Origin of the sequence: Geomicrobium sp. JCM 19055 (assembly GCF_000698185.1) — a bacterium.
Lineage (GTDB): Bacteria > Bacillota > Bacilli > Bacillales > Marinococcaceae > Geomicrobium_A > Geomicrobium_A sediminis.
Genome location: NZ_BAXL01000020.1, coordinates 1 through 25,644 on the forward strand (window position 1 = coordinate 1; position 25,644 = coordinate 25,644).

The window sequence follows — 25,644 nt, forward strand, 5'->3', positions numbered from 1 at the left end:
GCAAGAGGATGTAGGGTGGTGCAAGAGCCGGGCATGGTGTAGCAAGAGCCGGGCGTGGTGGTGCAAGAGGAGAGCAGGGTGTAGCAAGACAGGTGCAGTATGGTGCGAGCTTGATCGGGCAAGTAGAAAAACCTTCGTTGTAACAGCGAAGTAGGGACTTTTGGGTCTTATGTAAGAGAGTTCCGCTGGATTACACACCAGTTCAGGAGCTAATTCAAGTTGTCGTACCAAACGATGGTGCCATACCCATATGATCCACAAGAGTAATAAAAAAGACTCTCCGCCACTTTTGTTACGGAGAGTCTTTCTTTTTCTTTTATATTGTCGGTTGTGCATTGCATTCTTTGTCCGAACAACGTTCGTCCGATTATAAGAACGTCGTTAATAAAACAATCGCACCAGCGATTAAGACGAAGCTAGCAATGGAACGAATTAAACAGCCAACGCCTCGCATTACGAGTGGGAAAACGAAAATGACCATGATTGCGATGACGATGATGGTGATAAGATCCACGGAATCCGCCCCCTTCTTTGATGTTGATTTCCTCTTCTACTTTTACATAAAGTTCCCGAAATGAAAAGCGTTGAAACAAAGTTAAGTTTTTCTTGTGTCATTTGCCCTCTGTTATACGCCGAGCCAAGAAGACAAGGGTCTGCATAAACTATTGTAAACAATGAAGAGGTGAAACAATGGGAGGTAGAGAAAGAAGGATTCAAATCAACAACAATTTGATTAATGGACCTGGGTTCGTCGAGTCTAGTCCCCCTGAAGAACAATTCGCATCGTTTTTAATTCGGAAAATTGACGTAACGACAGGGTTGCCGCTTGCAGGTGTAACGTTTACGTTGTTCCAAGGTAATACCGAAATCGCAATAGAAGTAACGAACGAAAATGGAGAAGTGCGCTTTAGTAATTTATCACCTGGCGTCTATCAACTTGAAGAAACAATTGGGTTGCCCGGGTATCAAGAGACAACTAATCTAGTAACAATTACGATCCAGTCTGCCGTTGAGATTTATATGAACGGTGTGCTTACGAACGAATTGACGCTTGAAAATGTCCCGGTCTTTCAACTGGCATTCTTAAAAGTAGACAACGAGACGAGGCAACCGTTAAGTCGCGCGACGTACACACTAACTGATGCGCTCGGTACTGTTCGTACCGTGACCTCAAATGCTGATGGGCTCGTGGATTTCGGTGTCGTACCACCAGGACGTTATGTGTTAGTAGAAATCTCTTCCCCGCCAGGATACGTTGACAACAATGTCCCACTTGAGGTCATCGTTACCAACGATGGAACAATCACCGTCGGGCAAGTGGAATTGTCTGAATTTGTAGCAACGAATGAAAGGGCTAGATTTGAATTTTTCGTGCGGAAGTTGAGTGTTGACGGTACACGACTATCAGATGCGTTGTTTGAATTAATAAATGATTTGGGAGAAGTACGAGATGTTCAGGTTAGCGATTTCGATGGTGTTGCTAGATTCTCCAATGTACTTCCCGGACAATACGTAATCAGAGAAGCTAGACCACCTGCAGGTTTTGCTCCTATTCAAACCGATTTCCCAGTGATCGTAAAGGAGGACGGTGAAATCATCATTAACAATGTTCCTGGTGATGGATATCCGATTCTAAATGAACCATTACAGTAACGAGCATATCTGTCCCACTTTAAGTTAACCCTCTTTAGTCTAAGACTCGAGAGGGTTATTATCGTTATCTAAAAAGAAATTGTCCCGTGACTGATTCAGGGTGTTTTGCGATTTCGTCTGGTTTCCCTGAGGCAATGAGTTCTCCTCCTTGATGACCTCCAAAAGGTCCAAGGTCGAGGACCCAGTCGCTACTTTCAATCATCATCGTGTGATGCTCAACGACAACAACGGTGTTATTCGCATCAACGAGTTTGGAAAGTAGTGTATGCAAGTGTTTAATATCTGTCATGTGTAAACCACTTGTCGGTTCGTCGAGCAAATACAGAGTATGACCTTTCTTTGCTTGGCTCAATTCTTTGGCGAGCTTTAATCGCTGCCCTTCACCGCCGGATAAGGTTGTAAGTGCTTGCCCCCAATTTAAGTAGCCCAAGCCAACGTCGATGAGAAGTTGAAGTAATGTGTTCATCTTGCTATTCGTTTCAAAAAAACGTAATCGATTGTTCAACACTTAAGTTGAGAAAGTCAGCAATTGAATGTTCTTTGAATTGTACAGAGAGGACATGATCTTGAAAACGTTGCCCTTTACAACTTGGGCAGGTAACTTTCATGTCGGACAAGAAACTTAAGTTCACATCAACTTGCCCGAGTCCTTCGCACTGTTCACACCTGCCACCAGCAGTATTAAACGAAAAATCCTTCGTTTTTAGACCAAGTTCTTTTGCTTTTGGCTGTGCAGCAAATTGAGTACGTAACAAAGTGAATAAGTCCATAAAGGTTGCTACATTCGAACGCTGCATACGTGTTAACGGGGATTGCCCAACTTGAATAACATGGTCGACTTTATCTAGGCCAACAATCTTTTCGCAGCCTTTGTTTTTCGCAAGTACATCAAATACAAGTGTAGACTTTCCCGAACCAGACACACCAGTAACGCTTGTGATCGTTCCGAGTGGGATGTTTGCGGTGACGTTTTTCAAGTTGTTCGCATTCGCATTTGTAATGGTGACATAGTTTCCATTTCCATTTCGTCGTCTTGCAGGAAGTGAATGCTTTTGATTTAATAACGTTCCCGTTGGGGAAGAAGGGTTTTGCATGAGTTCTTGGGCGGTTCCTTGTCCAACGACTTCTCCGCCTTTTCTTCCAGCGCCGGGTCCGATGTCAATGAGGTGATCAGCTTCATGCATAACGAGTTCATCGTGTTCAATAACAAGCACAGTATTTCCTAAATCTCGTAACTGTTTCATTATCGAAATTAATCCGCTCGTATCTTTTGGGTGAAGACCTGCGGTCGGTTCATCAAGAATATAAAGGACACCTGTTAGTCCAGAGCCTAAAATCGAAGCTAGCTTTAGTCGTTGAGATTCTCCACCTGATAAAGTGATCGCTTGGCGATCCAAAGTTAGGTAGCCCAGTCCGACATGGAGGATTCGTTGTAAGCGTACGCGGAAATCATTTGTGACGGTGTAAAGAAGTTCATCTTCAGCTTTCTCATAAACCTCTTCTACATGATGAATCCAGTCGAGTACATCATGAAGGGGCGCAAGTGATAACTCTGGTAACCGCCTTCCTTGTACGGTGACTTGTCTTACATCTTCACGAAGGCGCTCACCGTGACAACGAGAGCACGTATGGCTATAAAAAGTGCAGCCTCTGCAGATTTTCCGTCTTTTTCATGATATCTTCGCCACATGCCGGTGATGATTCCTTCGAATTTCCCTTTTGCAACGGTTTTTGGTGGTTTCACATTAGGGAAGTGTTGAATGAACGAATCACTGTCTGTGCCATATAAAAGTAGATGCCATTCGGCTTCGGTATAATCTTGAAGAAGTTTATCCCCTGTAATTGTTAAATCGTACTGTTTACTTGCATTTACAATGGAGTGTACATAATGGTCAATAATTGAGCGGTGCCAAAAGGTAACAGCCCCTTCTTGTAAGCTTTTCGTTTGCTCAAACACGAGTGAAAGGTCGATGTTGACGACGGTGCCGAGTCCCGTACATGTCGGGCAAGCGCCATCCATTGTGTTAAAAGAGAAATCTGCCTTTGTCAAAGCAGGGAGCGAAGCGTTGCAATGGGGGCAAGTAACCGTTGGAGCTTGTTCACCACTCGCACGCGCAGGTAGGATTTGATGGCAACTTGTACAAGTCATTTCCCCTTTTTGTGAGAAGATTTGACGTAGGTACGTATACAAGTCCGTGACCGTTCCTACTGTTGAACGAGGATTGCGGTTTGTCACGTGTTGCCCGATAGAAATCGATGGTGACAACCCAATCATGCGATTGACTTTAGGTTTTTGGATGGCTTCTGCAGATAAACCACTAGATTCTAAATATTGTCGTTGGCATTCACGTTGCAACAAGTCGAGGGCGAGCGTTGATTTGCCTGATCCGGATGGTCCGGTTACGACAACAAATTGATTTTTGGGGATGTCGAGAGTGATGTTCTTTAAATTATTCTCTCGTGCGCCTTCAATACGGATTGAATTATTCATTTAAGACCTCCTAGAAGTTGATGTGCAAGACCAATCATATAACAGTAATGCAAGTAGAGAACTTTCGTCGATTAATCCCTTGCTATATAATAAAAACATTGTCATGGTACTTTAAGGTTTTAAGTGAGGGATATAAAGATGAAAGTGTATAAACCGATTGAGATTGCAAGAATCGTTGGGGTCAGTACGAGTGCTTTGCGACATTATGAATCGTGGGGAATTGTGCCGAAGCCTGAGCGGTTTGAGAATGGCTATCGCAAATATACCGATGTTCATTTAGCCTATTTCCGTTGTTTGCGCGCGATGTTCCCAGCATTCGGTCATGCATTGACGAGCGAAGTGGTACTAGATATTAAGAACGGCGATCAGGATCAAGCATTTTGGCGCATGAATAAAGCGCAAGCAGATCTTCAATATGAAAAAATGACGACGGACCAGACGCTAGAAATGCTTCGAAACCCTGAACTTCCATTATCGTTAAAAGGTACCGTAAAAGAAGAGATGACGATTGGGGAAGTGGCGGAAATTACCGATGTCCTCCCATCGTCGATTCGCCATTGGGAAAAAGAAGGACTCATTACACCGAAGCGTAACCTTGAAAATGGGTATCGGATTTACCAGTCTACCCACGTGCGGCAAATTCTATTGTTACGAACGATGCGAAAGACAGTCTTTTTTTATTGATCAGATGAGAGAAATCGTTCAGGCGGTAGAGCACCATAGTGTGCAAAAGGCAAAGCAATCAGCTGAGCAAGCAAGAGAATACATCTCTGAACGAAATCGACTGCAGATGAATGCGATTTATGAAGTGATCCGCCTTTGTAAAGTGATAAATGAAGAGGATGAAGATGATTACTAAGGAGAGTAAAGAAGGATAAACAAAGACTCTGTGCCACAGGGCACAGAGTCTTTGTTATTAATCATCGCTTTCTTCTTCGTCAGCTTCTTCTTCAGGTTCCATATCTTCGAATTCAGCTTCCATTTGTGCTTCCATCTCAGCTTGGAATTCTTCAATATCTACGGCATTTTCGATGGCTTCTTCTGGAATGTCAATAGCATCAATTCCATCGAAGTCAGAGAACGTTCCGTTCATTTGTTGATTAATGGAAATTGTTTCGCCTTCTTCGGTCATTTCCATCTCAAAGTTCATTTCAATGCCTTCTTGATAGTACGTATCTTTGTTAATGTACATGACGTAGTCAAATGTATTGATTGTCATTTCATTAAATAACTGCTCCATTTGTTCAGCCATCATCTCATCGTTTTGTTGCGTTGCGACGATCTCTTTCGAAAACTCAATTAAGTCATCTCCTGAGCCTTCTACACTTAGTGCATATTGATCGCCTTCATCGGACAAGGTGATGTTTTCTGTAAATTGTTCAAGAATCTCAAGCTGTTCTTGTGGTGACATTTCTAAGTCTTCGATGCTCATTAAGTCATCACCGAGGAGGTCCATTTTCATCCACTCATCAATCATCGGTTCAAACATGTAAAGAATACCGTCTTCATCCATGTATTGTTCGATTTCTACTTCTTCACCCGTCATCGGGTCAGGAGTCGTAATCGTTTGAGCGAACATCATCGGGTCCATCATGACGTCCATTTCAATTTTTGAGTCCATAGGCATTTCTTCACCGTCGAATGAAATCGTTTGGGCAATGTCCATGACACCACGATAACTTTCAAGTGATTCCATTGCCTCGTAAGAAAGTCGCATAACTTCTTCGGCTTCACCATCAGCCTCTGTTGCTTCTTCTTCGGTAGCATTTTCGTCAGCGTCAACTTCAGTTTCTGCTTCGTTTTCTACGTCTTCACCTTCTGTACTCGTGTCAGCATCACTATCATTACATGCGGCTAGAACTACGACGAATGTGGACAACGATAACCAAAGCTTCATCTTTTTCATAAAATCCTCCTAAAAGATTACGTCTTCACGTGTGTATCAGTCATAGACCAATACGACCATAACAAAACCCAATCATACAGGAAGAAGGTTTCAATATAAATGGGAAAAATGTAGTGTTGTTTAAATTGGATTAAAACATCGTATTTTCAGTAAAAAAAACATTCGGTGAGTAATAAAAAAAACAGCCCGCACTGTTAGGTGGGCTGTTCTTCAACGGAATTTGAATCGGCTTCTTTGTTTTGTTTCTTTATCTTAAGATGGAAATACAAGAACGTAAGCGCAAGTGTTATGACCATCATAACGACAAGTGGCCACGTTTCATACAAAAGTTCAGGTCGGTCCATGTGAACTGTTGCACGCATACCAAGGACTGTATACGTCATCGGTAACCATTCGTGTACCCACTGAAAAGGTGCTGGTACGAGTTCAACTGGGAATGAACCGCCACTTCCCCCAAGCTGGATAATCAGAAGTATAATACCGATAAAACGACCAGGGTTATCAAGAATCGCTACGAGCATCAAAATTAATGCCATAAACGCAAGACTTGAGAACCATAAAAACAAGCTAAATAAAATCGGATTTGAAATGCTCAAATCTAAGCCCCAGAATACGACGGCGAGTAGAGCAGCGGCTTGCACCGTACTTACTGTCCATACGACTCCGAGCTTTCCAGAGAACCATTGCCAACCGGTCTCGTGTGCGGCGAGGGGATCTCGGAACGGATAAATAATGGATAAAGTTAGACCACCTACATAAAGTGCTAACGACAAGAAGTAAGGAGCAAGTCCTTCACCGTATGAGTAGTCCTGTTGGACGCCTTCAGAAGCGGATTGTACTGGTGAACTCAATAACGCTTGTTGATTTTCATTAAGTTCATAGTCAAGTAACACATCAGAAAGGGTCGTCAAGTGTTCATGAAGCTCATGTGCACCGTCATCTAAGTCTTGAATTCCTTCTTTAATTTCTTCGCCACCGCTTTTAGCTTGTTGCATTTGATAGGAAAGCTCATCTGAACCTTCGTCGAGTTGTTCAAGGCCAGCATGCAGCTCGGAAACGGCTTCAGTTGCTTCATTTAAAGTAGTTTCAATGGTTTCAATGATGGCATCTGTCTGAGATAACGCATGTTCAAGCGTATAAAGCGTTGCTGTAATCTCATCAAAAAGATCCATTTGTTGTAAGTTACCTGTGCCAAGCTCTTGAGGTAAGCTGTTATTTAACTGTGTAAAGCTCGCATTAACATTATCGACCCACTCCGAAATTTCTTGTTGCCCGGTGATCAGCGTAGTGGAAGCTTCGTCGTACGTTGAACGAATGGAGTCAACAGCCGTGTCGACATTCGTAGTCTGTTCTTCTAGATCTGCGGATAACTGCGTAAGTGAATGAGAGAGCTCTTCTAAGTGTGCACACACTTCTTCTTCACTTTCACACTGGTCGATCTGTTCATCTAACAAGTACAGTCGATCAGTAACCGTTGAATTGGCTTGTTGTAATCCGTCATTCATGCGTTCAATTTGCTCAAGAAGGTTGCTTGCGTTTGTGATTGCTTGTTGATTCTCGTTTAATGTGTGTTCCCATTCGCTCCACGTAGATTGAGCGTCATGAAGTGTGTCGCGCACGTTTTGCCATTCTGTTTCGAGTGATTGTAAAGACTGCCTCAGATTTGCGAAGTCTTCACTCTCCAAATAACGCAACGCTTGTTGGACTTCATATTCTAACGTATCGAGTCGTTCAATGAGTTGGTTACGCTCATCACTCGTTTCATAACGGTGGTTAAACTGAACGATTTCTTCTTCAAGTTGACCTGTGCCTTGTGCTGCTTCTTGGATGCCGTCGTGAAGCGTATTTGCACCAACTTCTAAATCGGAAAGACCGTTCACGAGCGATTGCATATTTTCATAAGCAGATTCAGTGCCGTCCGCAATTTCTAAAGCCCCGTCACGAAGGTCTACAACGGCTTCAAGTAACGTGCTGTATGCATCATTAGCGACTTCGACATAAGACTCCGTAAGCGTTTGGGATAATTCATGCTCCATTTGCGTAATGGCTTGTGAACCAAGTTGGCTGCTGACAAAGTTCATGTCTTCGTTAATTTCATAATAAAGCACACCTTGTTCAGGATCCTCGTGCTGTACAGAGGTGACGTGCTCAGAAAAGTCTTCTGGTACATGAACAAAAAAAATAATACTCAAAGTCGGTTAACCCTTGTTGGGCAGTTTCATAATCTGTTAGTTCAAATTGGAAGGATTCATCATCGAATAGTGTCTCAACAAATTCATCCCCTGCATGAATGAATTCGTCATTAACTTCTGTTCCTGTATCTTCATTAACGATCGCAACGGGTAAATTTTCAATTTCTCCGTATGGATCCCAAAATGCCCAAAGTAATAAGCCGCCGTACAAGACTGGAATGACCATAATTCCAAGAATGCCGATGCTCATTTTTTTGTTTTTAAGAATGGCTTTCCACTCATTTAGAAATCCTTTCATACCCTCACTCCAAAACTGTTTGACCAATTTGTTAAAATGGTCATTTTATTGTAAAAAAACATCGCTACTACGGTTGACGAATAGCGATGCCGTCAAAAATATGGTTTTTGAAAACGTCGTATAATTCTCGCTCACTTAATGGCGGTTCATTTTGTTCCCAATCTACGATAAACGCCATGTACAATTTATAAATGGTAAATGCAGTCACTTTCGGGTTTGTTACGAGTAAACGGCGACGATTTGCTCCCCGTTCAACGACACGTTCAATTTGTTTCAAAATGAGCTCTTCAACCCGAGAGATTGCCATATGTGCCTCTTGTGTTCCGAAAACGTTAACTTCTTCAGTAAGCTGGGCGAGCAACTTGTGTTCTTTACGGTAACGTAAAACCCCATAAAGTGCTTCGTGAAGTAAGTCTAATGTTCTGCCGTCACGCTCCATAATATTGTGGAACTGCAATTCTACATCGTGTATTAATTCATCCATGACAGCCTCAAACAGTTGCTCTTTATTCGTAAATTCCGTATAAATGGTTCCTTTCCCAACGTGTGCGACCTTTGCAACGTGAGCAACGGTTGTTCCTTTATAGCCGAATAAGGAGAAAGCATGTTTGGCAGCATCCATGATGGACTGACGCTTGTTCGCAATCATCGTATGAACCTCTCCTTACATAATTGACCATTTTGTTCATTTGGTCAATTTAGTGTAACATCAGCAGCTAGTTTGTGCAAATGTAAGATATGTACAGGACTCGACGTTGATTTGGTCTATGAATTGTTAATAAAAGGGTGTAGCATGAATGGGAATGCTGTTATCTTCTTTGAATTTATACTATTATGAATTGTCTTGGTGGAGGAGAATGTACGATGCGTTATTGGTTTTTGTTGGCTGTTGTGATCGTATTGACCGCTTGCAATAGCGAATCAGTTGAACAAGAAGAAGCAACCGTGTCACCTCGGGAACAGACGGTAGAAGAGAACTATTATCTGCCCATGATTTTGGATCAACATGTACTGTTTTCTGCTGAAGATTTGCCTGCGGATACGAAAGAAATCGCTTTAAGTTATGAAGTGTGGGAGAACGGCTCGATTGTGGATGATCTGACTAGATCAATTGCGATAGGATTTAGTGAAGATGGACGGCTAGGAAAGCATGAAGACGTATTGATTGCTTTTAATGACTTAGAAACAGGCATTGAACGTGAGATTGAATTAATGATTCGTACGATGGATGAAGAAAAAAATCGGAGGAACGTATAAACGAACAGTCTCATTTACAGGCACAGAAGAAGGACTTGGAGCTGCCGTTGCAGAAGAAATTGCCATTGGAGAGCGTAGTCCGTTATTTGTGAACTTCACAAGCTCACAGATGAATAGCAATTGGTATGAAGAAGAAGGATTGCAAGAGATGATTCAAGCGAATGAATATGTTTTTATTGTGTATGTAGAAATCGTAGTTGAGTAGAAGAAAGGATAGAGCGTGTGCGAAAGAAAAATTTGATTTAACGTTCGATATTCTGCTCTTGGTATTCCTCCATTTGCTGCCACTTTGGATTGAGGTTTATGAAATCATCGGTTATTACTTATTTATTTTGGTCTTCCTTACGCCACTTATGGTGTTCCGATTTGCATGGGTTTATCACCCTCCTTTTTTTTGTTGCGGTATGGCGAGTGATGTATAACCGAAATATTATTATTAAGTTGATCCCGATTACGATAATGGCGACATTACTTATTACCGTGTATCTTTTAATGTTGCCGTATATACTTTCAGGATTTAATCAATTCGAGGCATTTATCCAGTATCAACTATGGGGTATTTCCCTTTTAGCAGGCTTCATTGCTTCTCTATTCGTCGTATTTCTTAGTGACGAACGTTTTGAAGAAGAGACGAGTCGAAGTGAGCGGGAGTATTGAACCACTCGTGTGAGGCGGGTGGCGATTCGTGAGGTGAGAAAGAGATGAAGATGGTTAGTCAGCATCGAATAACCCGATGAATCCGTGGCGAATGCTCATTTGGTTGCTAATCGCTCAAATCTTAATTGCGTTTATCGGGCGTGGGGTTTCACCACTTGGAGTATTCATTGGCGAGTCACTGCAGTTGACGAATGCACAAATTGGAATGCTGCCTGCAGCGTTGTTCTTTGGTCAGTTCGTAGCATCTATTCCGTTTGGTGTATTTGTTGATCGTGTTGGAACGAGGCGTCTACTGCTCGTCCTCACACTCGTATTAGGGATTAGTTTTTCATTAGTATCGTTTGCAACCCCGTTTTGGCTCGTACTCGTTTTGATGGCGATTGGTGGAGTGGGTTACGGGGCGTATCATCCTGTGTCTACGCGGGGGATCTTGTATTGGTTTGATTCTTTGCAACGGGGAACGGCGATGGGCATTAAACAAATGGGTGTGACTGTCGGATCAGCGCTGGCAGCATTTCTACTCGTGCCGTTATCAGAAATGTTTCATTGGCGACCCGTGTTGTTCGTATCCTCACTCGTGTTAATTATCGGCGGCTCATCTGCTATTTCTATTATCGTGATGCAGTTGTCTCTACGCCAAAAACGAAGAATATTCGAATTTCAAAACAGCTGTTATCGATGTTTTCAAATCGTCGGTTGCTATTACTAACAATCGGGGCTATGACGTTAAGCGCTAGCCAAATGTCGTTAAATACATACATCATTTTGTATGCGACCAATCATCTACTCGTCTCGATTGTGTTCGCTGGAATGTTATTAGTCATTTCAGAAGTTGGAGGTTCATTAGGACGTGTCATTTGGGGCATGGTCAGTGACCGATTGTTTCAAGGCAACCGGATGATTATTCTTTGCATGATTGCGACCATTTCTACACTCGGGTTTGTGACGTTAGCTACGTTATCTGAAGGTGTAAATCTAGTGGTACTCGTTCTAATTATCTTCGTACTCGGGTTTTGTCTGGCGGGATATAACGGCTTATGGATGAACGCTGCAACTGAGATCGTACCCAAAGAGCAAGCGGGACTTTCTAGTGGGTTTTCAACGAGCATTGGTGCTTGGGGTGTTATTTTGGGACCACCACTGTTTGGACTGATCGCGGATGTGACTGGAAGTTACTCGGCTTCTTGGATTGTGATGGCCGTGCTCATGTTTTTTTTGTGGCAATTTTATTTTTACTTTTAAATCATTCTTTACGTAAAGAAAGCATCGACACATAAGTGCCGATGCTTTCTTTTACATAGAAGGGGGTTCCTTCGCGTTATTCACAGAGATATGAAGTTGAGCTGTTTTCGTTTGAATGTTTCGGAGTAATACGAAGAAAATTTCAATTGTAAGCAATAAGAAACCGGCAGGTATGACGAACAAGACTGGATAATAAGGGACGACAGCACCTTTCATACTAAACGCAACCCCTTCGACAAAGCCGACCCAAGCATACTGAAAGGCAAAGATTGTTAACATGAGAAAGAGGATCAATTCCAATGATACGAGCGCGATGGAAATGATGTATTGCTGACGCTCTTTGAATTTTTGAACGAGCATTTCAAGTCTTGGCATAATGCCTGAGCTGTACACATAGGCGAGCCCTGGGAAAAACGCAAGTGGCATGAGGAAATATTGTGCGATTTCGTAACTGCGACTGTCGGTAGTTGAAACACGGTACGTAATAGAACATCAAGCGCAATGAGGATCATCATTAATGAGATCGCTGCGCCGCTAATGATGAGCCCGACAAACTTAATTTTTTTCAATGCCTTTATATGCAGCATTCATTTAGAATCTCCTCCTACATTAAGCTAGGTAACCATGTGACAATTGGTGGAAATGCAATCATAAGTCCACAAACGACGATGGCGAGTACAACGGCAAATATGCTCGTTTGAATAAACAACCGTTCGATTGAAATACCGGTTACACCAGAAACGGCGAATACGCTCAAGCCGACAGGCGGGGTAAGTAGACCGATCGTACAAATAACAGAAACTAAAATACCGAACCATAATAGATCAACGTTCATTTCTTGGATAATCGGTAACAAGATTGGTGTCGCCATAATAATGACGGCTCCACCTTCGATGAACATAAACAAGACAAAGTAAATGAACGAAATTAACACGAGCATTAAGACCGGATATTCAATTAACGGACCTAAAAATCCAATCAATTCCCGTGGGAGCTGGGAAATTGTGATAAAGCGTCCAAAGATTTGTGCCGTTACCATAATGAGAAGTACCATAGATGAAATCTTAATCGTTCCAGAAAATGAATTGATAAAAAAATTGCTTGTTTACTTTTCCTAAGAAAAACGCAGTGAGTAATCCGAGGATCGCTCCAATTGCACCAGCTTCTGTCGGCGTAAACGTACCAGAGTAAATTCCCCCGAAGATCACAGCCATAATGGCAAGGAAGATCCCGATTACTATTAACGCTCTAGGAAGCGAGACGTCCTCTGTTGTTTTAGCTGGTTCGCTTTGGATGTCGACGGAAGCTTTTTAATATCGCGGTTGTACAAGAAAAGCATTACGAAAATAATCACGATTGTCATTAAAACCCCTGGAATAATTGCGCCGATAAATAACGTGCCAATCGGTGTTTCTGTAACGACACCGTACAGTATTAAGACGATGCTTGGAGGAATAATTCCAGAAAGTGATCCAGCGGCGGCAATTGTAGAGCCGGCAATATCGTCACGGAAGCCGTGTTTTCGTAATTCAGGAACAGCAACTTGTCCAAGAGCTGCAGACGATCCAGTGGTGGAACCAGATACTCCACCTAAAAAGGCTCCTATTACGACAGATAAGACACCGAGAAGGCCTGATTTCCCTTTTGAAAGTTTGTAGACAATTAAATACAAGTCACTTACAATTTTCGATTGCACGATAAACTGTGCCATCAACACGAACAACGGGATCGTCGTTAACGTATAACTTGCAATGACTCGATACGGTTCGACTTGCATGAACGTTGTGATGTAGGAAGCCCTTCAAGAATGATGATGCCTAGAACACCGATACTAAGCAGTACCGTGTGAATGTGCATGCCGAGAAGTAAAAATAGTAAAAATAAAGCGAAGATCACTAAATAGAAAATCTCAATTGGCATCTTGTACACCCCCTGTTATTCGATGGCTTTAATCTCTTCTGGGACGTCACCACCGTGTTTGATAATTAAGTCACGCCAAAGGATTGCAACTTCCCGAGCCGGTAGTCCGTTTCGTTCGTGCTCATCAATCCATGTGTGCCACGTATCGACCATACCGTTAATTAAGTATTGCTGTGCATCCTCATCAATGTCTTCAAGATGAACGAATTCGGCTCCTTTGTTTAATGCTTCTTCTCGTATTTCGATCGCTCGATCTTCCCAAATTTGCCCACTACTATCGAGGTGATCTTCAGCAGTTTCCACCATGATTTGTTGTACTTCTTCGGGTAATGAGTTCCAATTTTCTTCAGTCATTGCCCAGACTCCTGAAAAATGTCCGAGGTTAATGCCTTCTAACGTATAATTGAACACTTCTTGCATCCCGTATCCTGTCCAGTCCGCAACACTAAAGAAAGCTCCTTCAAATGCACCACGGTTAATGGCATCAAACATATCCGCCGAAGGGATACTCACTGAGTTCACACCGATTTTACCTGCAAAAATTTCATGAATTCTTGTTGGAGAACGAAGCGACGCTTGCCTAAAGTCTTCAACCGTTTCTAAAGGATAATCCTTCGTTGACATGACATATTGTTGTGTTGGCGAATAGGGAATTACTTTCAAGTCTTTCTCTCCGTATTCAAGTTCAGTGAACGTTTTTCCATCATCAGTAATGGGCTCCTCAGAGTAAATGAGGTCCGCGAATGCTCGTGCAGCAATAACGGTATCCGATTCAAGTAACGGTAACACTGTCACTTCAGTGAGTGGGAAGCGCTTCGGATCATAGAGCGGCCAAAGTGGGGCGGCAATATCAATCGTTCCATTTCTTAGCGCTTGTAACTCTTCGTTTGTTGGCACTAGTTCTCGGCTCGTATATGAATCAAATACGACCTTTCCGTCAGTGCGTTCTTCAACGTCCTCCATCCATGGTGAAAAGAACCCTTGCCACCATCCGTTTTGAGAACTCACTAGAGACGAAATGGTTAGCACGGTTGGTTCTTCGCCGTCCGATGTTGTCGTTGCTTCGTCAACTTGTACACAGCTTGCTAGAATTAAGGTTAAAGAAACGAGCAGGATACTCATTTTTCGTCGAAACATCATCGTACCTCCCCTTTAAATAAAGCGCTTACATTCTTTGCTCTCTAGTGATTGCAAGTTTTGTACCAATATTACAAGAGTGATGTTTTCAGTCATCAATAGAAGCAAATTGAAAAGGAATCACGATGTGGTGGTGAAAAAAATGCAAACAAAATTCAAAAATGAATTATTAGATGTAGGTTTCTTGTAGCTTTTTGCCGGTTAATCAGTCTACTGAGAGTTCTTTAATTTCATCAGGAACATCGCCACCATGTTTGATAATAAGATCTCGCCAAAGGATGGCTACTTCACGCGCAGGTAATCCATTTTGTTCATGCTCATCAATCCATGTGTACCATGTTTCAATCATGCCATCGACGATGTATTCTTTTGCATCGTCATCAATGTCATCTACGTGTACAAATTCAGCTCCATTTGCTAAGGCTTCTTCACGAATTACTTCGGAGCGAGCTTCCCATACTTCGCCACCGTGATCAATAAGATCAGCTGCTGATTCTTCCATGATTTGTTGAAGGTCTTCAGGAATGGTGTTCCAGTTCTCTTCTGTCATGGCCCAAAGTGTTGAGAAGTGCCCGAGGTTAATTCCTTCAAGCGTATACGTGAGCACTTCTTGCATGCCATACCCAGTCCAGTCTGCAACGCTAAAGAAAGCTCCTTCAAATGCACCGCGATTGATCGCATCGAACATGTCGGTTGAAGGCATGCTTACGGAGTTAATCCCTATTTTACTTGCGAAAATCTCGTGAATTCGCGTAGGTGAACGAAGCGAAGTATCCCGGAAATCGTCTATGCTCTCAAGGGGGTGATCTTTTGTCGACATGACATATTGTTGTGTTGGTGCATGAGGCATGACCTTTAAGTCCTTCGTGCCGTATTCGAGTTCTGTAAATGTTTCGCCATCATGAGTAATCGGTTCTGTTGAGTGAATAAGATCTGCATAAGCTCTGGCGGCAATCACTGTGTCAGAATCTAGAAGTGGCAACATCGTTACTTCGGTAAGTGGGAAACGTGCTGGGTCATATTGAGGCCAAAGAGGGGCAGCGATATCAATCGTACCGTTGCGGAGTGCAAGAAGCTCTTCGCTACCAGCAATGAGTTCTTGACCGGTGTAGATTTCAAACGTAATCCGTCCATCAGATCGTTCTTCGACTTCATTCATCCACGGAACAAAAAAAGCCTTCCCACGCACCGTTTTGGGTGCTTGCAAGTGATGAGAGTACGAATGTTCTTGATGATTCTGCCTCTGCATGAGTTTGTTCCTCTGTTGAAACACAGCTCGTGAGGAGTAGTGACGTTAGTAAGAATACGATACTACGAATGAGTGATTTCAAGAGTATGTCCCCTTTCAGTACAAGATTATAAAGCGCTTTCATACATTGATGAATGATGAGTCGTTGTTGACAAGGATAAACTCTACCAAAAGTAATCTGATTTTTCAATCTCTATTTTCTTGCAAAATTTCGTCTCTGTAGTGTGAAGTTGGTTTTTAATTGGTAAGTAAAGGATATAGATACATAACGGAAAGGGGAACGAAAAGATGAGTAAATATTCGATCAAGGAATTCATAGAAGCGACTGAAGTTGAGGAACAAAGCGATGAGTACTTTCAATTGGAGACTCCCCGTATACTCGAAGTAAACTTAAAAGAGATGGTCTGGGCCAAGCTTGGATCGATGGTATCGTACACAGGTGATATCAAGTTTGAGCGTGAACGCCTCTTGGAACATGGAACGAGTCGAATGTTCAAAAAAAGCGTTTACGAGTGAAGGCGGAACGCTTATGAAGCGACCGGTGATGGACAATTACATTTAGCGGATAAAGGGAAGCGAGTGACCATTCTTGAGCTCAATGACGATGTTATTGCTGTAAATAGCAATGATTTATTAGCTTTTGAACCGAGTATTGAATGGGACATTAAGATGATGCGTCGTGTAGCTGGGATGATGTCAAACGGGTTGTTTTATGTCGTGTTACAAGGTAAGGGGCTTGTTGCCATTACGTCGCATTACGAACCTTTAACGTTGAAAGTTCAGGAAAATCAACCAGTTATGACCGATCCAACGACAACAGTTGCTTGGTCAGGGAATTTAGAGCCTAACATCCGTACGGACATCAACTATCGTACGTTCTTAGGGCGAGGAAGTGGCGAGAGTTTTCAGATGGAGTTTCAAGGAAATGGATTTGTAATCGTTCAATCTGCAGAAGAGTAAATCAAGGTTTTGGCAACGTAATCGTCCAGATAATAAAATTTCCAAAGGAATTCCTGTTTCTTACTTAAAGATTTTGGTAAAGTAGTGATAGGATCTATAAAGGATAAGGTGCGAAGCGATGTCCAAGATAAAAGAAGTAAAGCCAATTATGGATGAGGTATTACGTCGCAAAGAAGAATTAGCAGGTATGCCTCCTCAGTATGAGAACGTGAGTGATAATACGATTGTCATGCAACTGACACCTTGGCGAGTCCAATTAATTGAGGTTTACGCAAAGTCACTGACAACGTCATTAGATCATTCAATCGATGACATTCGTCAATGGGGAAGTGAATTATCGGAGCAACTTGTAAAAGTGCAATTGCCTCTTGATGTTGGGCTGCACGAGATTGCGTATTATCGCAATACGATCGGTGAGATTATCCGTGATGAGGCAGAGAATCAAGACATGTCTTTCGCAGATTTTTACCATATCGTGTCTCAATTCAATGCGGTTGTCGATGAAGCCGTACAAATTGTTAGTCGTTCGTATATGAAGAGCTTCCACAACAGCATTGAAGCTGCTAAGTACGCAATTGATGAGCTTTCGGTACCGGTCGTCCAATTGACGAGTGATATTGGAGTCATTCCAATTATTGGAGAAGTGGACACAAAGCGTGCGCAATACCTTATGTCAAACGCTCTAGAAAAGAGTGCCGAGCTGCAACTACGAACGTTAATCTTGGATTTATCTGGTGTAAGTGTCGTTGATACGATGGTTGCCGGACAGATCTTCAAAGTGATGGATTCATTACGTTTAATTGGTGTCGAAGCCGTTCTCAGTGGTGTACGCCCAGAAGTCGCTCAAACGATGGTTAATCTTGGCATTCGTGTTGAGGGCAAAGTCTACCGAGATCTTAGGACAGCAGTTGAAGAGAAGAAAATGATCAGTAAGTAAGCTTTCCAAAAGATGACAGTCGGATGTCATCTTTTTTGGTTGTGCTGATTTTTATTAATCTAGAGCATTGCGCGTATAAGAAGGGGTCATTGCCGTGGATTACTTTAAACAGATGGAACATTCAACAGGTGTTTTGTTGAATGATATACAAAAGCAAGCTGTGTTGAAGACGGACGGGCCCTTGCTCTTACTCGCTTCACCTGGTTCAGGAAAAACAACGACGCTGAACATGAAGATCGGTTATTTGCTTCTTGAGAAAAAAAGTGCAGCCTGAGTCCATTATGGCAGTTACCTTCAGCCGCGCAGCAGCAGAAGATATGGCGGAGCGTTTTCGGCAATTTTTTTCACGATAAAGTGAATCGACCTGTTCAATTCTCAACCATTCACAGCTTTGCTTTTCGTATTGTGAAATCATACTTTCAAAAGAAGAGTATCAATTACCGCTTAATTGAAGGGGATGTGGAGCCTCATTGGCTTCATAAGCGAATGGCTCTACAACAGCTATTCACGAACAAAACAGGAAAGAAAATAACCGAGGATGAGCTGGAGTCTCTAATTACGTACATTAGTTATGTGAAAAACCGTATGATTCAACCTGACCAGTTACAAAAAGTGAAATGTTCGTTAAAGGAAGCAAAAGACATTTATATCGCTTACGAAGCGTGGAAGCGTAACTATGACGATCAGACGTTGCTTTTGGATTTCGACGATATGCTTACCTATGCGTACGAGGCATTATTGCACGATAAAATGATATTGCAAAAGCTTCAAAAGCAATACGATTATGTATTAACCGATGAAAGTCAAGATAACTCGCTCGTTCAGCATAAGATCGTGGAGAAGATTGCCTCGCCTCAAAATAACCTTTGTGTCGTTGCAGATGACGACCAGTCGATCTTCCAGTGGAGAGGGTCCGATGTTGGTCATTTGCTCGAATTCAAGAGTCGATATCCAAATGGTCAAGTGCTTACAATGACTGAGAATTATCGGTCTTCAAAGACGATAGTACAAGTTGCCAATACGTTCATAAAACGTAATAAAGAGCGGTACCGAAAAGAGATGTATACCGCCAATGACATTGGGATACCAATTCAAGTACAAAACTTTAAAAAGCGTGAAGCCAAAATCCGTTATGTTATGGATAAGGTAAAAGAACAAGCCAATCGAAATGAAGTGGCAATACTTTATCGTAATAATAATTCAGCGGTTTCGGTTGTGAATGCAATGGATCGATTAAACATTGACTTCTATATGAAAGAAATCGACACGAAATTCTTTCGTCATTGGGTTACGACCGACCTTCTTAACTTTATGCGCTTTTCGTATCACACTGGTCGTGTTGACGTATTAGAACAAATCTATTCTAAGTTTAATGCGTACATGAAAAAAGACCAAATGAAGTGGTTGTTACAAGAAGGTAGGGGAGAATGTGCCTTTGCAAGACTTCAAAACACGAAGCTAGAAGCGTATCAAGTGAGTAAGCTAAAGCAGGCAAAGCGTGCATTTGATAAGATCAACAAACTTTCTCCAAGTGCTGCAATCACAGTCATTGAAGACGATCTTGGATATCGTAAAGCGTTGGAACAGCGCTGTGAGCGTCTCGGTTTAAATGTCGATCGTGCGAAAGAAATTCTTGATGCACTAAAGGAAATTGCTGAAGATGAACAGACGCTAAAAGGGTTTGCTGAGCGTCTAAAGCGACTAGAATCTAAAATGAAACAGTCCAAGTTCAATAAAGGAGAGAACGTGCCTACCTTATCAACGTTTCATCGCGCCAAAGGTCTTGAGTTTGACCGTGTATATATGATTGATCTAAACCGCGATATCCTTCCGACAAAAGAAGACAATGATGATCCTAAGTTAATGGAAGAAGCTGTTCGTTTGTTTTATGTTGGGATGACACGTGCTCGGGAACATCTTGAATTGTTATCGTCAGGTGGCGTCCAAAAGGAATCTCCATTTCTCCCACAAATTAAGAAGCTAATCGCACCTTCTACAGTGACGAGTTCACACCGACCAGGTACAACAGTGGCACATGAAGATCTACTTCCAAATACGACAATTGAACATGAAAAATTCGGGATCGGTACAATTATTGATGTAAAAAGTGACACGATGACTGTCGATTTCGAGCATCACGGTGAAAAAGAATTCATAAAACAATTCTGTGTAGAACGTGGATTGTTAACGAAAGTATAGAGATATGGCAGAATTATTGCTCAGAGTACTCGGCACGATAACGATTTTCACTTGATCGTGTGGCAAGAAATTGAAAAGAGTTTTGAAGAGTTCCGATGCCGTCGATGGTTACATCAATCGTATCAAGAACCCTACATGGCGAAGCGTAACTGTCTGAGGTTAACATAAAGAGATCTCCATGTTGGATGTTAGTCTGCTTTGTTACTTGTTCAAGAACATGAACGATATCATCAATCAATTCAGCGGGGTGCCAAGTAAACATATGCTGGTTGTTGCGATACGTATAGACCGTTGAATGGTTCAAATTCATCTGTCTAACGAAATCCATGGGCCGATTGAACACGCATAAAAGGACTCTGAATGCTCTTTTAGTGAATGTGGTGATTGATGGAATTCGTTCACAATCGTAGCCCCTAACAGAGCTTCGCGAATTGCTTTTTTTGCTTTTAAGTTTGGGTTCGTGATCAAAAACAATTCCGATACCAGGTCGTGCTAAAAGCTCTGTCGCATTTATTGGGATTGTTACGTTCTCACGATGAGCGATGCAGCGTTCTCTCTGTACTTCATGCAACGTGATCTTAAGGTTATTATGACGGTCATAATCTTTAGGGAGCAATGTGATCCGTTGAACGGATCGAGTAATGGGTAAATCAATCAAATCGGCGTCAATGTATTCGCTTCGAGTGAAACGAATGAACGAGCTACTGGTTTTCAGTTTGGCTAATACGTCCAATTTCGCCCATTCCTTCCTTGACAATCGTAATGAAGTGTTCGGCTTGCTTTGATACGTAACGATCACTAGACCAAATCATGGCGGCATCGGCTTGAATTTCAATGTCCGTCAATTCAATCATCGCTAGGGCATCTGAATGAAATGCAAACAATGAGGATTTCGGTATAATTGTTCCTCCTGTGCCTGCTGCAGCAAGAGCGATGAGTAAAGAGGCATCTGGACATTCACAGACAACGTTAGGCACGAAGCCGTGTCTTTTGCATTCATTTACGATTTTCTCATATTGACCGGTACCACTAATTCGATGAAGCAATAAAAGTGGGAGATCTTTAAGGTCCTTCATGCTCATCTGTTTTGTTCTAGTTAAGCCAGGCCAATCTTTGGCGATGGCTAACACATAAGGTTCCGATGGTAATGAAACTGAAGAGATTTGTTCAAGCTGTACAGGTAATCTTACAATTGCAAGCTCAATTTCCCTTTGATGCAACTGCTCAGTTAGTGAATACGTATCCCCTTCACGTAAAGCAATTTGTACATCTGGATAGATCTGACGAAGCGTTTGAATAGGATGGATCATATAGGAAAAGCAAGATTTATTTACACCAATTTTCAACATGCCAAGCTTACCGCTCTCAATGGCTTTCGTTTCAAGCACAGCATCATCAATCGTTTGTAAGATCTTACACGCATGTTTGTATAAAGCTTTGCCAGCGCTGGTCAACTCTAAATATCTACCGTGACGCTCAAACAGTGAAACGTTCAGTTCATTCTCAAGCAACTTCAACTGTTGGCTTAACGGTGGCTGAGCCATATGCAACTTTTTGGCTGCTTTTGTTACTTGCTTCTCATCGGCAATTGTTTTAAAGTAGCGGAGTTTACGTGTATCCATCCTTCTACATCCTTTCGGCAAGCAACTCAACACATTCCAATAACAAGGAATATCTCTATCATATAATGAAAGCGGTTACATTTCAACTATTCAGATTACAGGTTTGGGGTGGTATTTTAGTAAAAAGGGTCGACGAATGAGGTTGTCGACACCTTTCAAAGATTTAACGAAGAGGCTGACGTTCCTTTAAATAGAACGTTAGCATGAGCGCAAGCAACGAGAGCAATGCCATGACAACTAACGCAAACGTAGTTCCCCAGTATGCACCAACATCGTATGGTGCATTGATGGTGCTCGCTGTAACGCTAATAATGGTCGATAAGAAAATAATTCCGAATGTCATTCCAAACTGACGTACAGTGTTGACGATCGCAGAACCATGAGCGATGTCTTCTTGACTCAAGGCATTCATTGCAACGGTCACAAGGGGCATTAACGTTAATCCAAACCCTGCCATAAATAAGCAAAAATGAAGCATAATCCAGTATGGTGAACTGTCCATCGTTACGGTGTTAAGTAAGAGTAGCGAAGCTGTCGTACAGCTAAAGCCAATGAGTGCAATGGTTTTCCCTCCATAACGATCGTACAAATTCCCACTAATAATCGTAATGATTGAAAGTAGAATGGTTCCAGGTACGAGGACAAAACCTGATAAAAACGCACTCGTTCCTAACACATCTTGCGCAAACATCGGCAAGATCGTTTCTGCAGATAATAAAAGCATCATGTTAATGAATACTAAAATCATCGCTAGGCGAAACGTTGAGTGCTTGAATAATGCCAAATTTAATACAGGCGAAGAATGCTTGAGCTGTCGCTTAATAAAACAGAATAGAGAGACAACCCCAATCACTATCGGAATGATAACTAACGTGTCTGTAAAGCCATAAACACTGATCATACTTAATCCAAAGATAAAAAAACCAAAGCCAATGGCTGAAAGCACGATGGAAAAGAGATCTAACTTCGCAGGTCTCATCGGCAAGACGTTTTTCATCTGAACAATGGCGACGATTAATGTGCATGCAATGAGAGGAAGAAGAATCCAATGCAAAGATCGCCAAGTGAACAGATCGATCACAATGCCAGAAATCGACGGTGCACTGGCGGGAGCAACATTCACCACCGCACCTAGTAACCCCATCGCAAACCCCCTGCGCTCGTATGGGAACACAGTTAACAGTATCGTCTGTACGAGCGGTAAGACAATTCCCGCACCGACGGCTTGCACGACCCGAGCAATGATGAGTGTACCGAAATTAGGGCTAGTCCCCCTACAAGCGTGCCAATAAACAAGCATAGTAAAGAAAAGATTACGAGCGTTTTGGCTTGGAAAATGTTCGATAAATAGCCAGTCATCGGGATGAGGATAATTGTCGTTAGTAGAAATGCCGTCGTTAGCCACTGCACTTGTGTAGCATTCACATTAAATTCATCCATAATCGTCGGATATGCCGTAATCAATAAAAACTGACTAAATGAAAATAAAAACGCCGATGCCAAAATAACGGTAACGACGCCTTTATATTGAACCGTTGTGTTCATTCATTGTCGAACCTCCCTTGTGAATGCCTTGAAAAAAAGATCGGCAAGATGGCTCGAACCCGTTCCTCATAGCGCGGGTTCTCAGCGAAGAAGAATTCAATCAGACAACCTTCTGCTACGGTTAAAAACGCGAGTGAGATGTGTTGTACAGGTAACGTAAAGTTAAGATGTTCGTCGCGTTGTTTGACTAGGATGTATCGAGCAAACCACCGCTCTAAATCAGTTAGAAAAGGCTTCGTATAATGTACGCAAGAAACGTGTTTTGGTGGAAAGTACAATACACGAATCATAAGTTTTAACTCTAAGCTTTGATCACTTTCTTTCATAAACCAATGGAAAAAAAGAGTGCACAGTTGTTTGTAAGGGTTGATCTTTATGATTAACAAAAAAAGCTACAATCGCTCGCTTCCCTAGTTTCATAGCATGATTTAATACGTGAAAGAAAATGTCTTCTTTGTTTTTATAATGTGCATACAACGATGCTTTACGAATTCCAACATCTTCAGCAATCTGTTGGAGTGAAACTGAGTCATAGTCAAGGTTTGCAAAGTGATGCAAAGCAACGTTGCGAATTTTTATTGCGGTCATTATTATCCTCCCTACCGTTCGTTAGGTTGATCATCTCAGTGTATAGAACTGTTGTCAAGGTACTCTTGGTACGTAGCGTGATTAACAATGTGGCTCTTTCCAGTTAATAGTGTAATAGGTAACCTAAATACATCGAACTAGAGGAGTGTGTACGTATGATTGAAATTAAAGTGAACGAACAGATTTTGCCCGCGCAACTTGCAACAGTATTTGCAGCATCAGGAATTAAGCGACCGGTTGATGACCTTGACCGTTTGCATCAAATGCTCCAACATGCCAACTTGCTCATTACGGCGTGGGACGGAGAGAAACTTGTTGGGGTTGCCCGGAGCTTAACGGACTATAGCTATTGTTGTTACCTATCAGACTTGGCCGTTGACCAACAGGTTCAAGCAAAAGGGATTGGGCGTGCTTTAATTGAAGAGACAAAAAAAACAAATCGGAGACAACGTTACGCTCATCCTTCGAGCTTCAAACGTAGCGATGGATTACTATCCAAAAGTAGGGTTTGAGTTGGTCGACAATTGTTACATCATCCAAAAGAAAGCGTAATACGAAGACAGTTCTGAGCAGACGAATAAAAGGGTTTGGTCGTGACGTTAGAGAAGAATAAGTTATGAATCTGTGAGGAGGCTTTCATATGGATGTGACGGTGTATAGAAAACGTTTCGAAAGATTTGCTATCGATGAGTGCGAGCAATCAAGTGAATTATATAAACATTTGGCGCTTGCTGTTGCAAAGGATGATTCCTTGCTAACGTTAAGTGCAGAAGCTCGGAAGGGTCAACCGGTTGCGAATTTGTTTTTTTGCGTCTGTGCATTACTTGATATTAAAGGGAACTAAACACCCTGTGGCTGACTATTATGCGAGTGTTACTGACGAACCAAAGCCTATTGATGCGCACACGTTTACCGAGTTTAAGAGTTTTTGTGAAACGCATGAAAGTGAACTAACAACACTGTTACATGAAAAGCTAGTTCAAACGAATGAAGTTCGTCGTTGTGCTTATTTATACCCATTGTTCTCTTATATTTATGAAAAAGTTCAAGAACCACTGTCATGCATTGAAATTGGCACGAGCGCAGGATTGCAGCTGTTCTGGGATCAGTATCGCTACTCATATGAAACAGATCTCGTATACGGGAATCCGTTTGCAGATGTGCATATTACGTCGAGCGTAAAAGGTGGAGACATTAACCCGACGTACTTACCGAGCACACCGCCACCAGTCGCTGCTCGAATTGGTGTTGATTTACATATTAATGACGTAAGTAAAGAAGAGGACCGTCTTTGGTTAGATGCTTTAATTGGCTGAACATCAAGAGCGAAGAGAGCTGTTTGAACAAGCAGCCAGAGTCGTTCAATCTCAAAAGGCACAGCTTATTGAAGCGGACGGTGTGTCGTATCTATCATCTTTAGTTGAAAAATGTCCTTCGCATTCTACAGTCTGTGTTTTCCATACTCATGTGGCGAATCAGTTCAATGAGTCATTAAAACAACAACTAGAAGAGACCGTAAACGACCTTGGCGCCACCAGGAACCTTTTTCACGTCTACAACAATATGCGAGATTCCAAGTTGCGGATTGATTCCTACATCGACGGTACAAAAGAAACTCATGTGATCGGAGAGACGGACGGGCATGGCAGATGGTTTGAATGGCTGCTTAATTAGCGGGGCATGAGAAGCGTTTTCCTTTTACAACTGTGACTTTCATGTTGCAAATGCAGTTTCTTAAACGTTAATCAGAACCACTTATGCATTGTTTACACTGTACGTTGTTGGATTTAG

At 42.1% G+C, this 25,644-nt stretch carries 34 protein-coding genes and 3 pseudogenes; 15 read left to right on the forward strand and 22 right to left on the reverse strand.

Annotation, left to right across the window (positions count from 1 at the left end; translation table 11 throughout):
* Positions 1–367 precede the first annotated feature (367 nt).
* Entirely contained in the window at positions 368–514 is a 147-nt protein-coding gene (locus tag JCM19055_RS27580) for a hypothetical protein (RefSeq protein WP_169966280.1), read from the reverse strand.
* A gap of 176 nt (positions 515–690) precedes the next feature.
* Between JCM19055_RS27580 and JCM19055_RS16735 the strand changes: the two genes are divergently transcribed.
* On the forward strand, positions 691–1,653 hold the full coding sequence (locus JCM19055_RS16735; protein ID WP_042360539.1) for a collagen binding domain-containing protein: 963 nt from the start codon (positions 691–693) through the stop codon (positions 1,651–1,653).
* A 64-nt stretch (positions 1,654–1,717) separates the two neighbouring features.
* Here the strand turns inward: JCM19055_RS16735 and JCM19055_RS32110 are convergent, their stop codons facing one another.
* From JCM19055_RS32110 to JCM19055_RS32120, 3 genes are all read right to left on the reverse strand, one after another.
* Positions 1,718–2,119, reverse strand: a complete 402-nt coding sequence (locus JCM19055_RS32110) for a hypothetical protein (protein ID WP_370543192.1) — start codon at positions 2,117–2,119, stop codon at positions 1,718–1,720.
* A 13-nt stretch (positions 2,120–2,132) separates the two neighbouring features.
* Positions 2,133–3,050: a hypothetical protein gene (locus tag JCM19055_RS32115; protein ID WP_370543193.1), complete on the reverse strand. Its 918-nt coding sequence runs from the start codon at positions 3,048–3,050 to the stop codon at positions 2,133–2,135.
* Between the two features lie 188 nt (positions 3,051–3,238).
* Positions 3,239–4,144, reverse strand: a complete 906-nt coding sequence (locus tag JCM19055_RS32120) for an ATP-binding cassette domain-containing protein (protein ID WP_370543194.1) — start codon at positions 4,142–4,144, stop codon at positions 3,239–3,241.
* Between the two features lie 138 nt (positions 4,145–4,282).
* Between JCM19055_RS32120 and JCM19055_RS16745 the strand changes: the two genes are divergently transcribed.
* Together JCM19055_RS16745 and JCM19055_RS32125 are read left to right on the forward strand one after the other, a co-directional pair.
* Positions 4,283–4,828, forward strand: coding sequence for a MerR family DNA-binding transcriptional regulator (locus JCM19055_RS16745; protein ID WP_370543195.1), 546 nt, complete (start codon positions 4,283–4,285; stop codon positions 4,826–4,828).
* 4 nt (positions 4,829–4,832) lie between these two features.
* Positions 4,833–5,003 (forward strand): hypothetical protein, encoded by a 171-nt coding sequence (locus tag JCM19055_RS32125; RefSeq protein ID WP_370543196.1) that lies wholly within the window; start codon positions 4,833–4,835, stop codon positions 5,001–5,003.
* A gap of 57 nt (positions 5,004–5,060) precedes the next feature.
* Here the strand turns inward: JCM19055_RS32125 and JCM19055_RS16750 are convergent, their stop codons facing one another.
* From JCM19055_RS16750 to JCM19055_RS16765, 4 genes are all read right to left on the reverse strand, one after another.
* Entirely contained in the window at positions 5,061–6,050 is a 990-nt protein-coding gene (locus JCM19055_RS16750; RefSeq protein WP_042360540.1) for a DUF6612 family protein, read from the reverse strand.
* A gap of 194 nt (positions 6,051–6,244) precedes the next feature.
* Positions 6,245–8,242: a YhgE/Pip domain-containing protein gene (locus JCM19055_RS16755; RefSeq protein ID WP_042360541.1), complete on the reverse strand. Its 1,998-nt coding sequence runs from the start codon at positions 8,240–8,242 to the stop codon at positions 6,245–6,247.
* The gene (locus JCM19055_RS16760; RefSeq protein ID WP_042360542.1) at positions 8,199–8,540 is read right to left on the reverse strand and encodes a YhgE/Pip family protein; all 342 of its coding nucleotides are present in this window, start codon (positions 8,538–8,540) and stop codon (positions 8,199–8,201) included. Before JCM19055_RS16760 ends, JCM19055_RS16755 begins: the two co-directional genes overlap by 44 nt.
* A 67-nt stretch (positions 8,541–8,607) precedes the next feature.
* A complete protein-coding gene (locus JCM19055_RS16765) occupies positions 8,608–9,189 on the reverse strand; it encodes a TetR/AcrR family transcriptional regulator (protein WP_042360543.1) in 582 nt (193 codons plus the stop codon).
* A gap of 215 nt (positions 9,190–9,404) precedes the next feature.
* Here JCM19055_RS16765 and JCM19055_RS16770 point away from each other — a divergent pair, with 215 nt between their 5' ends.
* The 5 genes from JCM19055_RS16770 (at position 9,405) to JCM19055_RS24455 (ending at position 11,696) form a co-directional block, all read left to right on the forward strand.
* On the forward strand, positions 9,405–9,797 hold the full coding sequence (locus tag JCM19055_RS16770; protein ID WP_042360544.1) for a hypothetical protein: 393 nt from the start codon (positions 9,405–9,407) through the stop codon (positions 9,795–9,797).
* Positions 9,769–10,002: a hypothetical protein gene (locus JCM19055_RS16775; RefSeq protein WP_042360545.1), complete on the forward strand. Its 234-nt coding sequence runs from the start codon at positions 9,769–9,771 to the stop codon at positions 10,000–10,002. Before JCM19055_RS16770 ends, JCM19055_RS16775 begins: the two co-directional genes overlap by 29 nt.
* A 209-nt stretch (positions 10,003–10,211) precedes the next feature.
* Complete coding sequence (locus JCM19055_RS16780; RefSeq protein WP_265182289.1) at positions 10,212–10,454, forward strand: hypothetical protein; 243 nt, start codon at positions 10,212–10,214, stop codon at positions 10,452–10,454.
* Between the two features lie 76 nt (positions 10,455–10,530).
* Positions 10,531–11,163: an MFS transporter gene (locus JCM19055_RS24450; protein WP_052366464.1), complete on the forward strand. Its 633-nt coding sequence runs from the start codon at positions 10,531–10,533 to the stop codon at positions 11,161–11,163.
* Complete coding sequence (locus tag JCM19055_RS24455; protein WP_370543203.1) at positions 11,112–11,696, forward strand: MFS transporter; 585 nt, start codon at positions 11,112–11,114, stop codon at positions 11,694–11,696. The genes JCM19055_RS24450 and JCM19055_RS24455 overlap by 52 nt, the downstream gene beginning before the upstream one ends.
* A 51-nt stretch (positions 11,697–11,747) precedes the next feature.
* Here the strand turns inward: JCM19055_RS24455 and JCM19055_RS16790 are convergent, their stop codons facing one another.
* The 8 genes from JCM19055_RS16790 to JCM19055_RS30170 all read right to left on the reverse strand — a co-directional run bounded on the left by JCM19055_RS16790 (position 11,748) and on the right by JCM19055_RS30170 (position 16,084).
* Positions 11,748–12,182 (reverse strand): TRAP transporter small permease, encoded by a 435-nt coding sequence (locus tag JCM19055_RS16790; protein ID WP_370543204.1) that lies wholly within the window; start codon positions 12,180–12,182, stop codon positions 11,748–11,750.
* A 118-nt stretch (positions 12,183–12,300) separates the two neighbouring features.
* The gene (locus tag JCM19055_RS16795) at positions 12,301–12,750 is read right to left on the reverse strand and encodes a TRAP transporter large permease subunit (protein WP_081833795.1); all 450 of its coding nucleotides are present in this window, start codon (positions 12,748–12,750) and stop codon (positions 12,301–12,303) included.
* 10 nt (positions 12,751–12,760) lie between these two features.
* Positions 12,761–12,910 carry a hypothetical protein gene (locus JCM19055_RS26615; protein WP_370543197.1) on the reverse strand — a complete coding sequence of 50 codons (150 nt, stop codon included), beginning with the start codon at positions 12,908–12,910 and terminating at the stop codon, positions 12,761–12,763.
* 26 nt (positions 12,911–12,936) lie between these two features.
* Entirely contained in the window at positions 12,937–13,473 is a 537-nt protein-coding gene (locus JCM19055_RS16800) for a TRAP transporter large permease subunit (RefSeq protein WP_042360549.1), read from the reverse strand.
* Entirely contained in the window at positions 13,431–13,616 is a 186-nt protein-coding gene (locus JCM19055_RS26620) for a hypothetical protein (RefSeq protein ID WP_152549944.1), read from the reverse strand. The genes JCM19055_RS16800 and JCM19055_RS26620 overlap by 43 nt, the downstream gene beginning before the upstream one ends.
* Positions 13,617–13,631: 15 nt before the next feature.
* Positions 13,632–14,753: a TRAP transporter substrate-binding protein DctP gene (dctP, locus tag JCM19055_RS16805; RefSeq protein ID WP_265182291.1), complete on the reverse strand. Its 1,122-nt coding sequence runs from the start codon at positions 14,751–14,753 to the stop codon at positions 13,632–13,634.
* Between the two features lie 205 nt (positions 14,754–14,958).
* The gene (gene dctP / locus JCM19055_RS16810) at positions 14,959–15,912 is read right to left on the reverse strand and encodes a TRAP transporter substrate-binding protein DctP (protein WP_042360551.1); all 954 of its coding nucleotides are present in this window, start codon (positions 15,910–15,912) and stop codon (positions 14,959–14,961) included.
* Positions 15,905–16,084, reverse strand: coding sequence for a hypothetical protein (locus JCM19055_RS30170; protein WP_042360552.1), 180 nt, complete (start codon positions 16,082–16,084; stop codon positions 15,905–15,907). Before JCM19055_RS30170 ends, dctP (JCM19055_RS16810) begins: the two co-directional genes overlap by 8 nt.
* A gap of 206 nt (positions 16,085–16,290) precedes the next feature.
* Here JCM19055_RS30170 and JCM19055_RS16820 point away from each other — a divergent pair.
* The 5 genes and pseudogenes from JCM19055_RS16820 to JCM19055_RS16830 all read left to right on the forward strand — a co-directional run bounded on the left by JCM19055_RS16820 (position 16,291) and on the right by JCM19055_RS16830 (position 20,098).
* A pseudogene (locus tag JCM19055_RS16820) lies at positions 16,291–16,962 on the forward strand (AIM24 family protein).
* 118 nt (positions 16,963–17,080) lie between these two features.
* On the forward strand, positions 17,081–17,899 hold the full coding sequence (locus JCM19055_RS16825) for an STAS domain-containing protein (RefSeq protein WP_042360553.1): 819 nt from the start codon (positions 17,081–17,083) through the stop codon (positions 17,897–17,899).
* Positions 17,900–17,993: 94 nt separating this feature from the next.
* The gene (locus JCM19055_RS24460) at positions 17,994–18,173 is read left to right on the forward strand and encodes a UvrD-helicase domain-containing protein (RefSeq protein ID WP_052366466.1); all 180 of its coding nucleotides are present in this window, start codon (positions 17,994–17,996) and stop codon (positions 18,171–18,173) included.
* A 7-nt stretch (positions 18,174–18,180) separates the two neighbouring features.
* Positions 18,181–18,252, forward strand: coding sequence for a hypothetical protein (locus JCM19055_RS30950; RefSeq protein ID WP_305047354.1), 72 nt, complete (start codon positions 18,181–18,183; stop codon positions 18,250–18,252).
* Positions 18,253–18,304: 52 nt separating this feature from the next.
* Positions 18,305–20,098 carry an ATP-dependent helicase gene (locus JCM19055_RS16830; protein ID WP_265182292.1) on the forward strand — a complete coding sequence of 598 codons (1,794 nt, stop codon included), beginning with the start codon at positions 18,305–18,307 and terminating at the stop codon, positions 20,096–20,098.
* 13 nt (positions 20,099–20,111) lie between these two features.
* Here the strand turns inward: JCM19055_RS16830 and JCM19055_RS26625 are convergent, their stop codons facing one another.
* The 6 genes and pseudogenes from JCM19055_RS26625 to JCM19055_RS16850 all read right to left on the reverse strand — a co-directional run bounded on the left by JCM19055_RS26625 (position 20,112) and on the right by JCM19055_RS16850 (position 23,853).
* Positions 20,112–20,426 (reverse strand): hypothetical protein, encoded by a 315-nt coding sequence (locus tag JCM19055_RS26625; protein WP_152549945.1) that lies wholly within the window; start codon positions 20,424–20,426, stop codon positions 20,112–20,114.
* The gene (locus JCM19055_RS30175; RefSeq protein ID WP_265182293.1) at positions 20,405–20,566 is read right to left on the reverse strand and encodes a hypothetical protein; all 162 of its coding nucleotides are present in this window, start codon (positions 20,564–20,566) and stop codon (positions 20,405–20,407) included. The genes JCM19055_RS26625 and JCM19055_RS30175 overlap by 22 nt, the downstream gene beginning before the upstream one ends.
* A gap of 233 nt (positions 20,567–20,799) precedes the next feature.
* On the reverse strand, positions 20,800–21,720 hold the full coding sequence (locus JCM19055_RS16840) for a LysR family transcriptional regulator (RefSeq protein WP_042360555.1): 921 nt from the start codon (positions 21,718–21,720) through the stop codon (positions 20,800–20,802).
* Positions 21,721–21,883: 163 nt separating this feature from the next.
* Positions 21,884–23,265 (reverse strand): annotated as a pseudogene (locus tag JCM19055_RS16845) (DHA2 family efflux MFS transporter permease subunit).
* A complete protein-coding gene (locus tag JCM19055_RS24465; protein WP_052366468.1) occupies positions 23,262–23,591 on the reverse strand; it encodes a hypothetical protein in 330 nt (109 codons plus the stop codon). Before JCM19055_RS24465 ends, JCM19055_RS16845 begins: the two are co-directional and overlap by 4 nt.
* Positions 23,578–23,853: a TetR/AcrR family transcriptional regulator gene (locus tag JCM19055_RS16850; protein ID WP_052366469.1), complete on the reverse strand. Its 276-nt coding sequence runs from the start codon at positions 23,851–23,853 to the stop codon at positions 23,578–23,580. The genes JCM19055_RS24465 and JCM19055_RS16850 overlap by 14 nt, the downstream gene beginning before the upstream one ends.
* 155 nt (positions 23,854–24,008) lie before the next feature.
* On the opposite strand from JCM19055_RS16850, the gene JCM19055_RS16855 reads away from it, so the two are divergent.
* Both JCM19055_RS16855 and JCM19055_RS16860 read left to right on the forward strand, forming a co-directional pair.
* Positions 24,009–24,365 carry a GNAT family N-acetyltransferase gene (locus JCM19055_RS16855; protein WP_370543198.1) on the forward strand — a complete coding sequence of 119 codons (357 nt, stop codon included), beginning with the start codon at positions 24,009–24,011 and terminating at the stop codon, positions 24,363–24,365.
* Between the two features lie 128 nt (positions 24,366–24,493).
* Positions 24,494–25,527, forward strand: a pseudogene (locus JCM19055_RS16860) (DUF2332 domain-containing protein).
* Positions 25,528–25,644 lie beyond the last annotated feature (117 nt).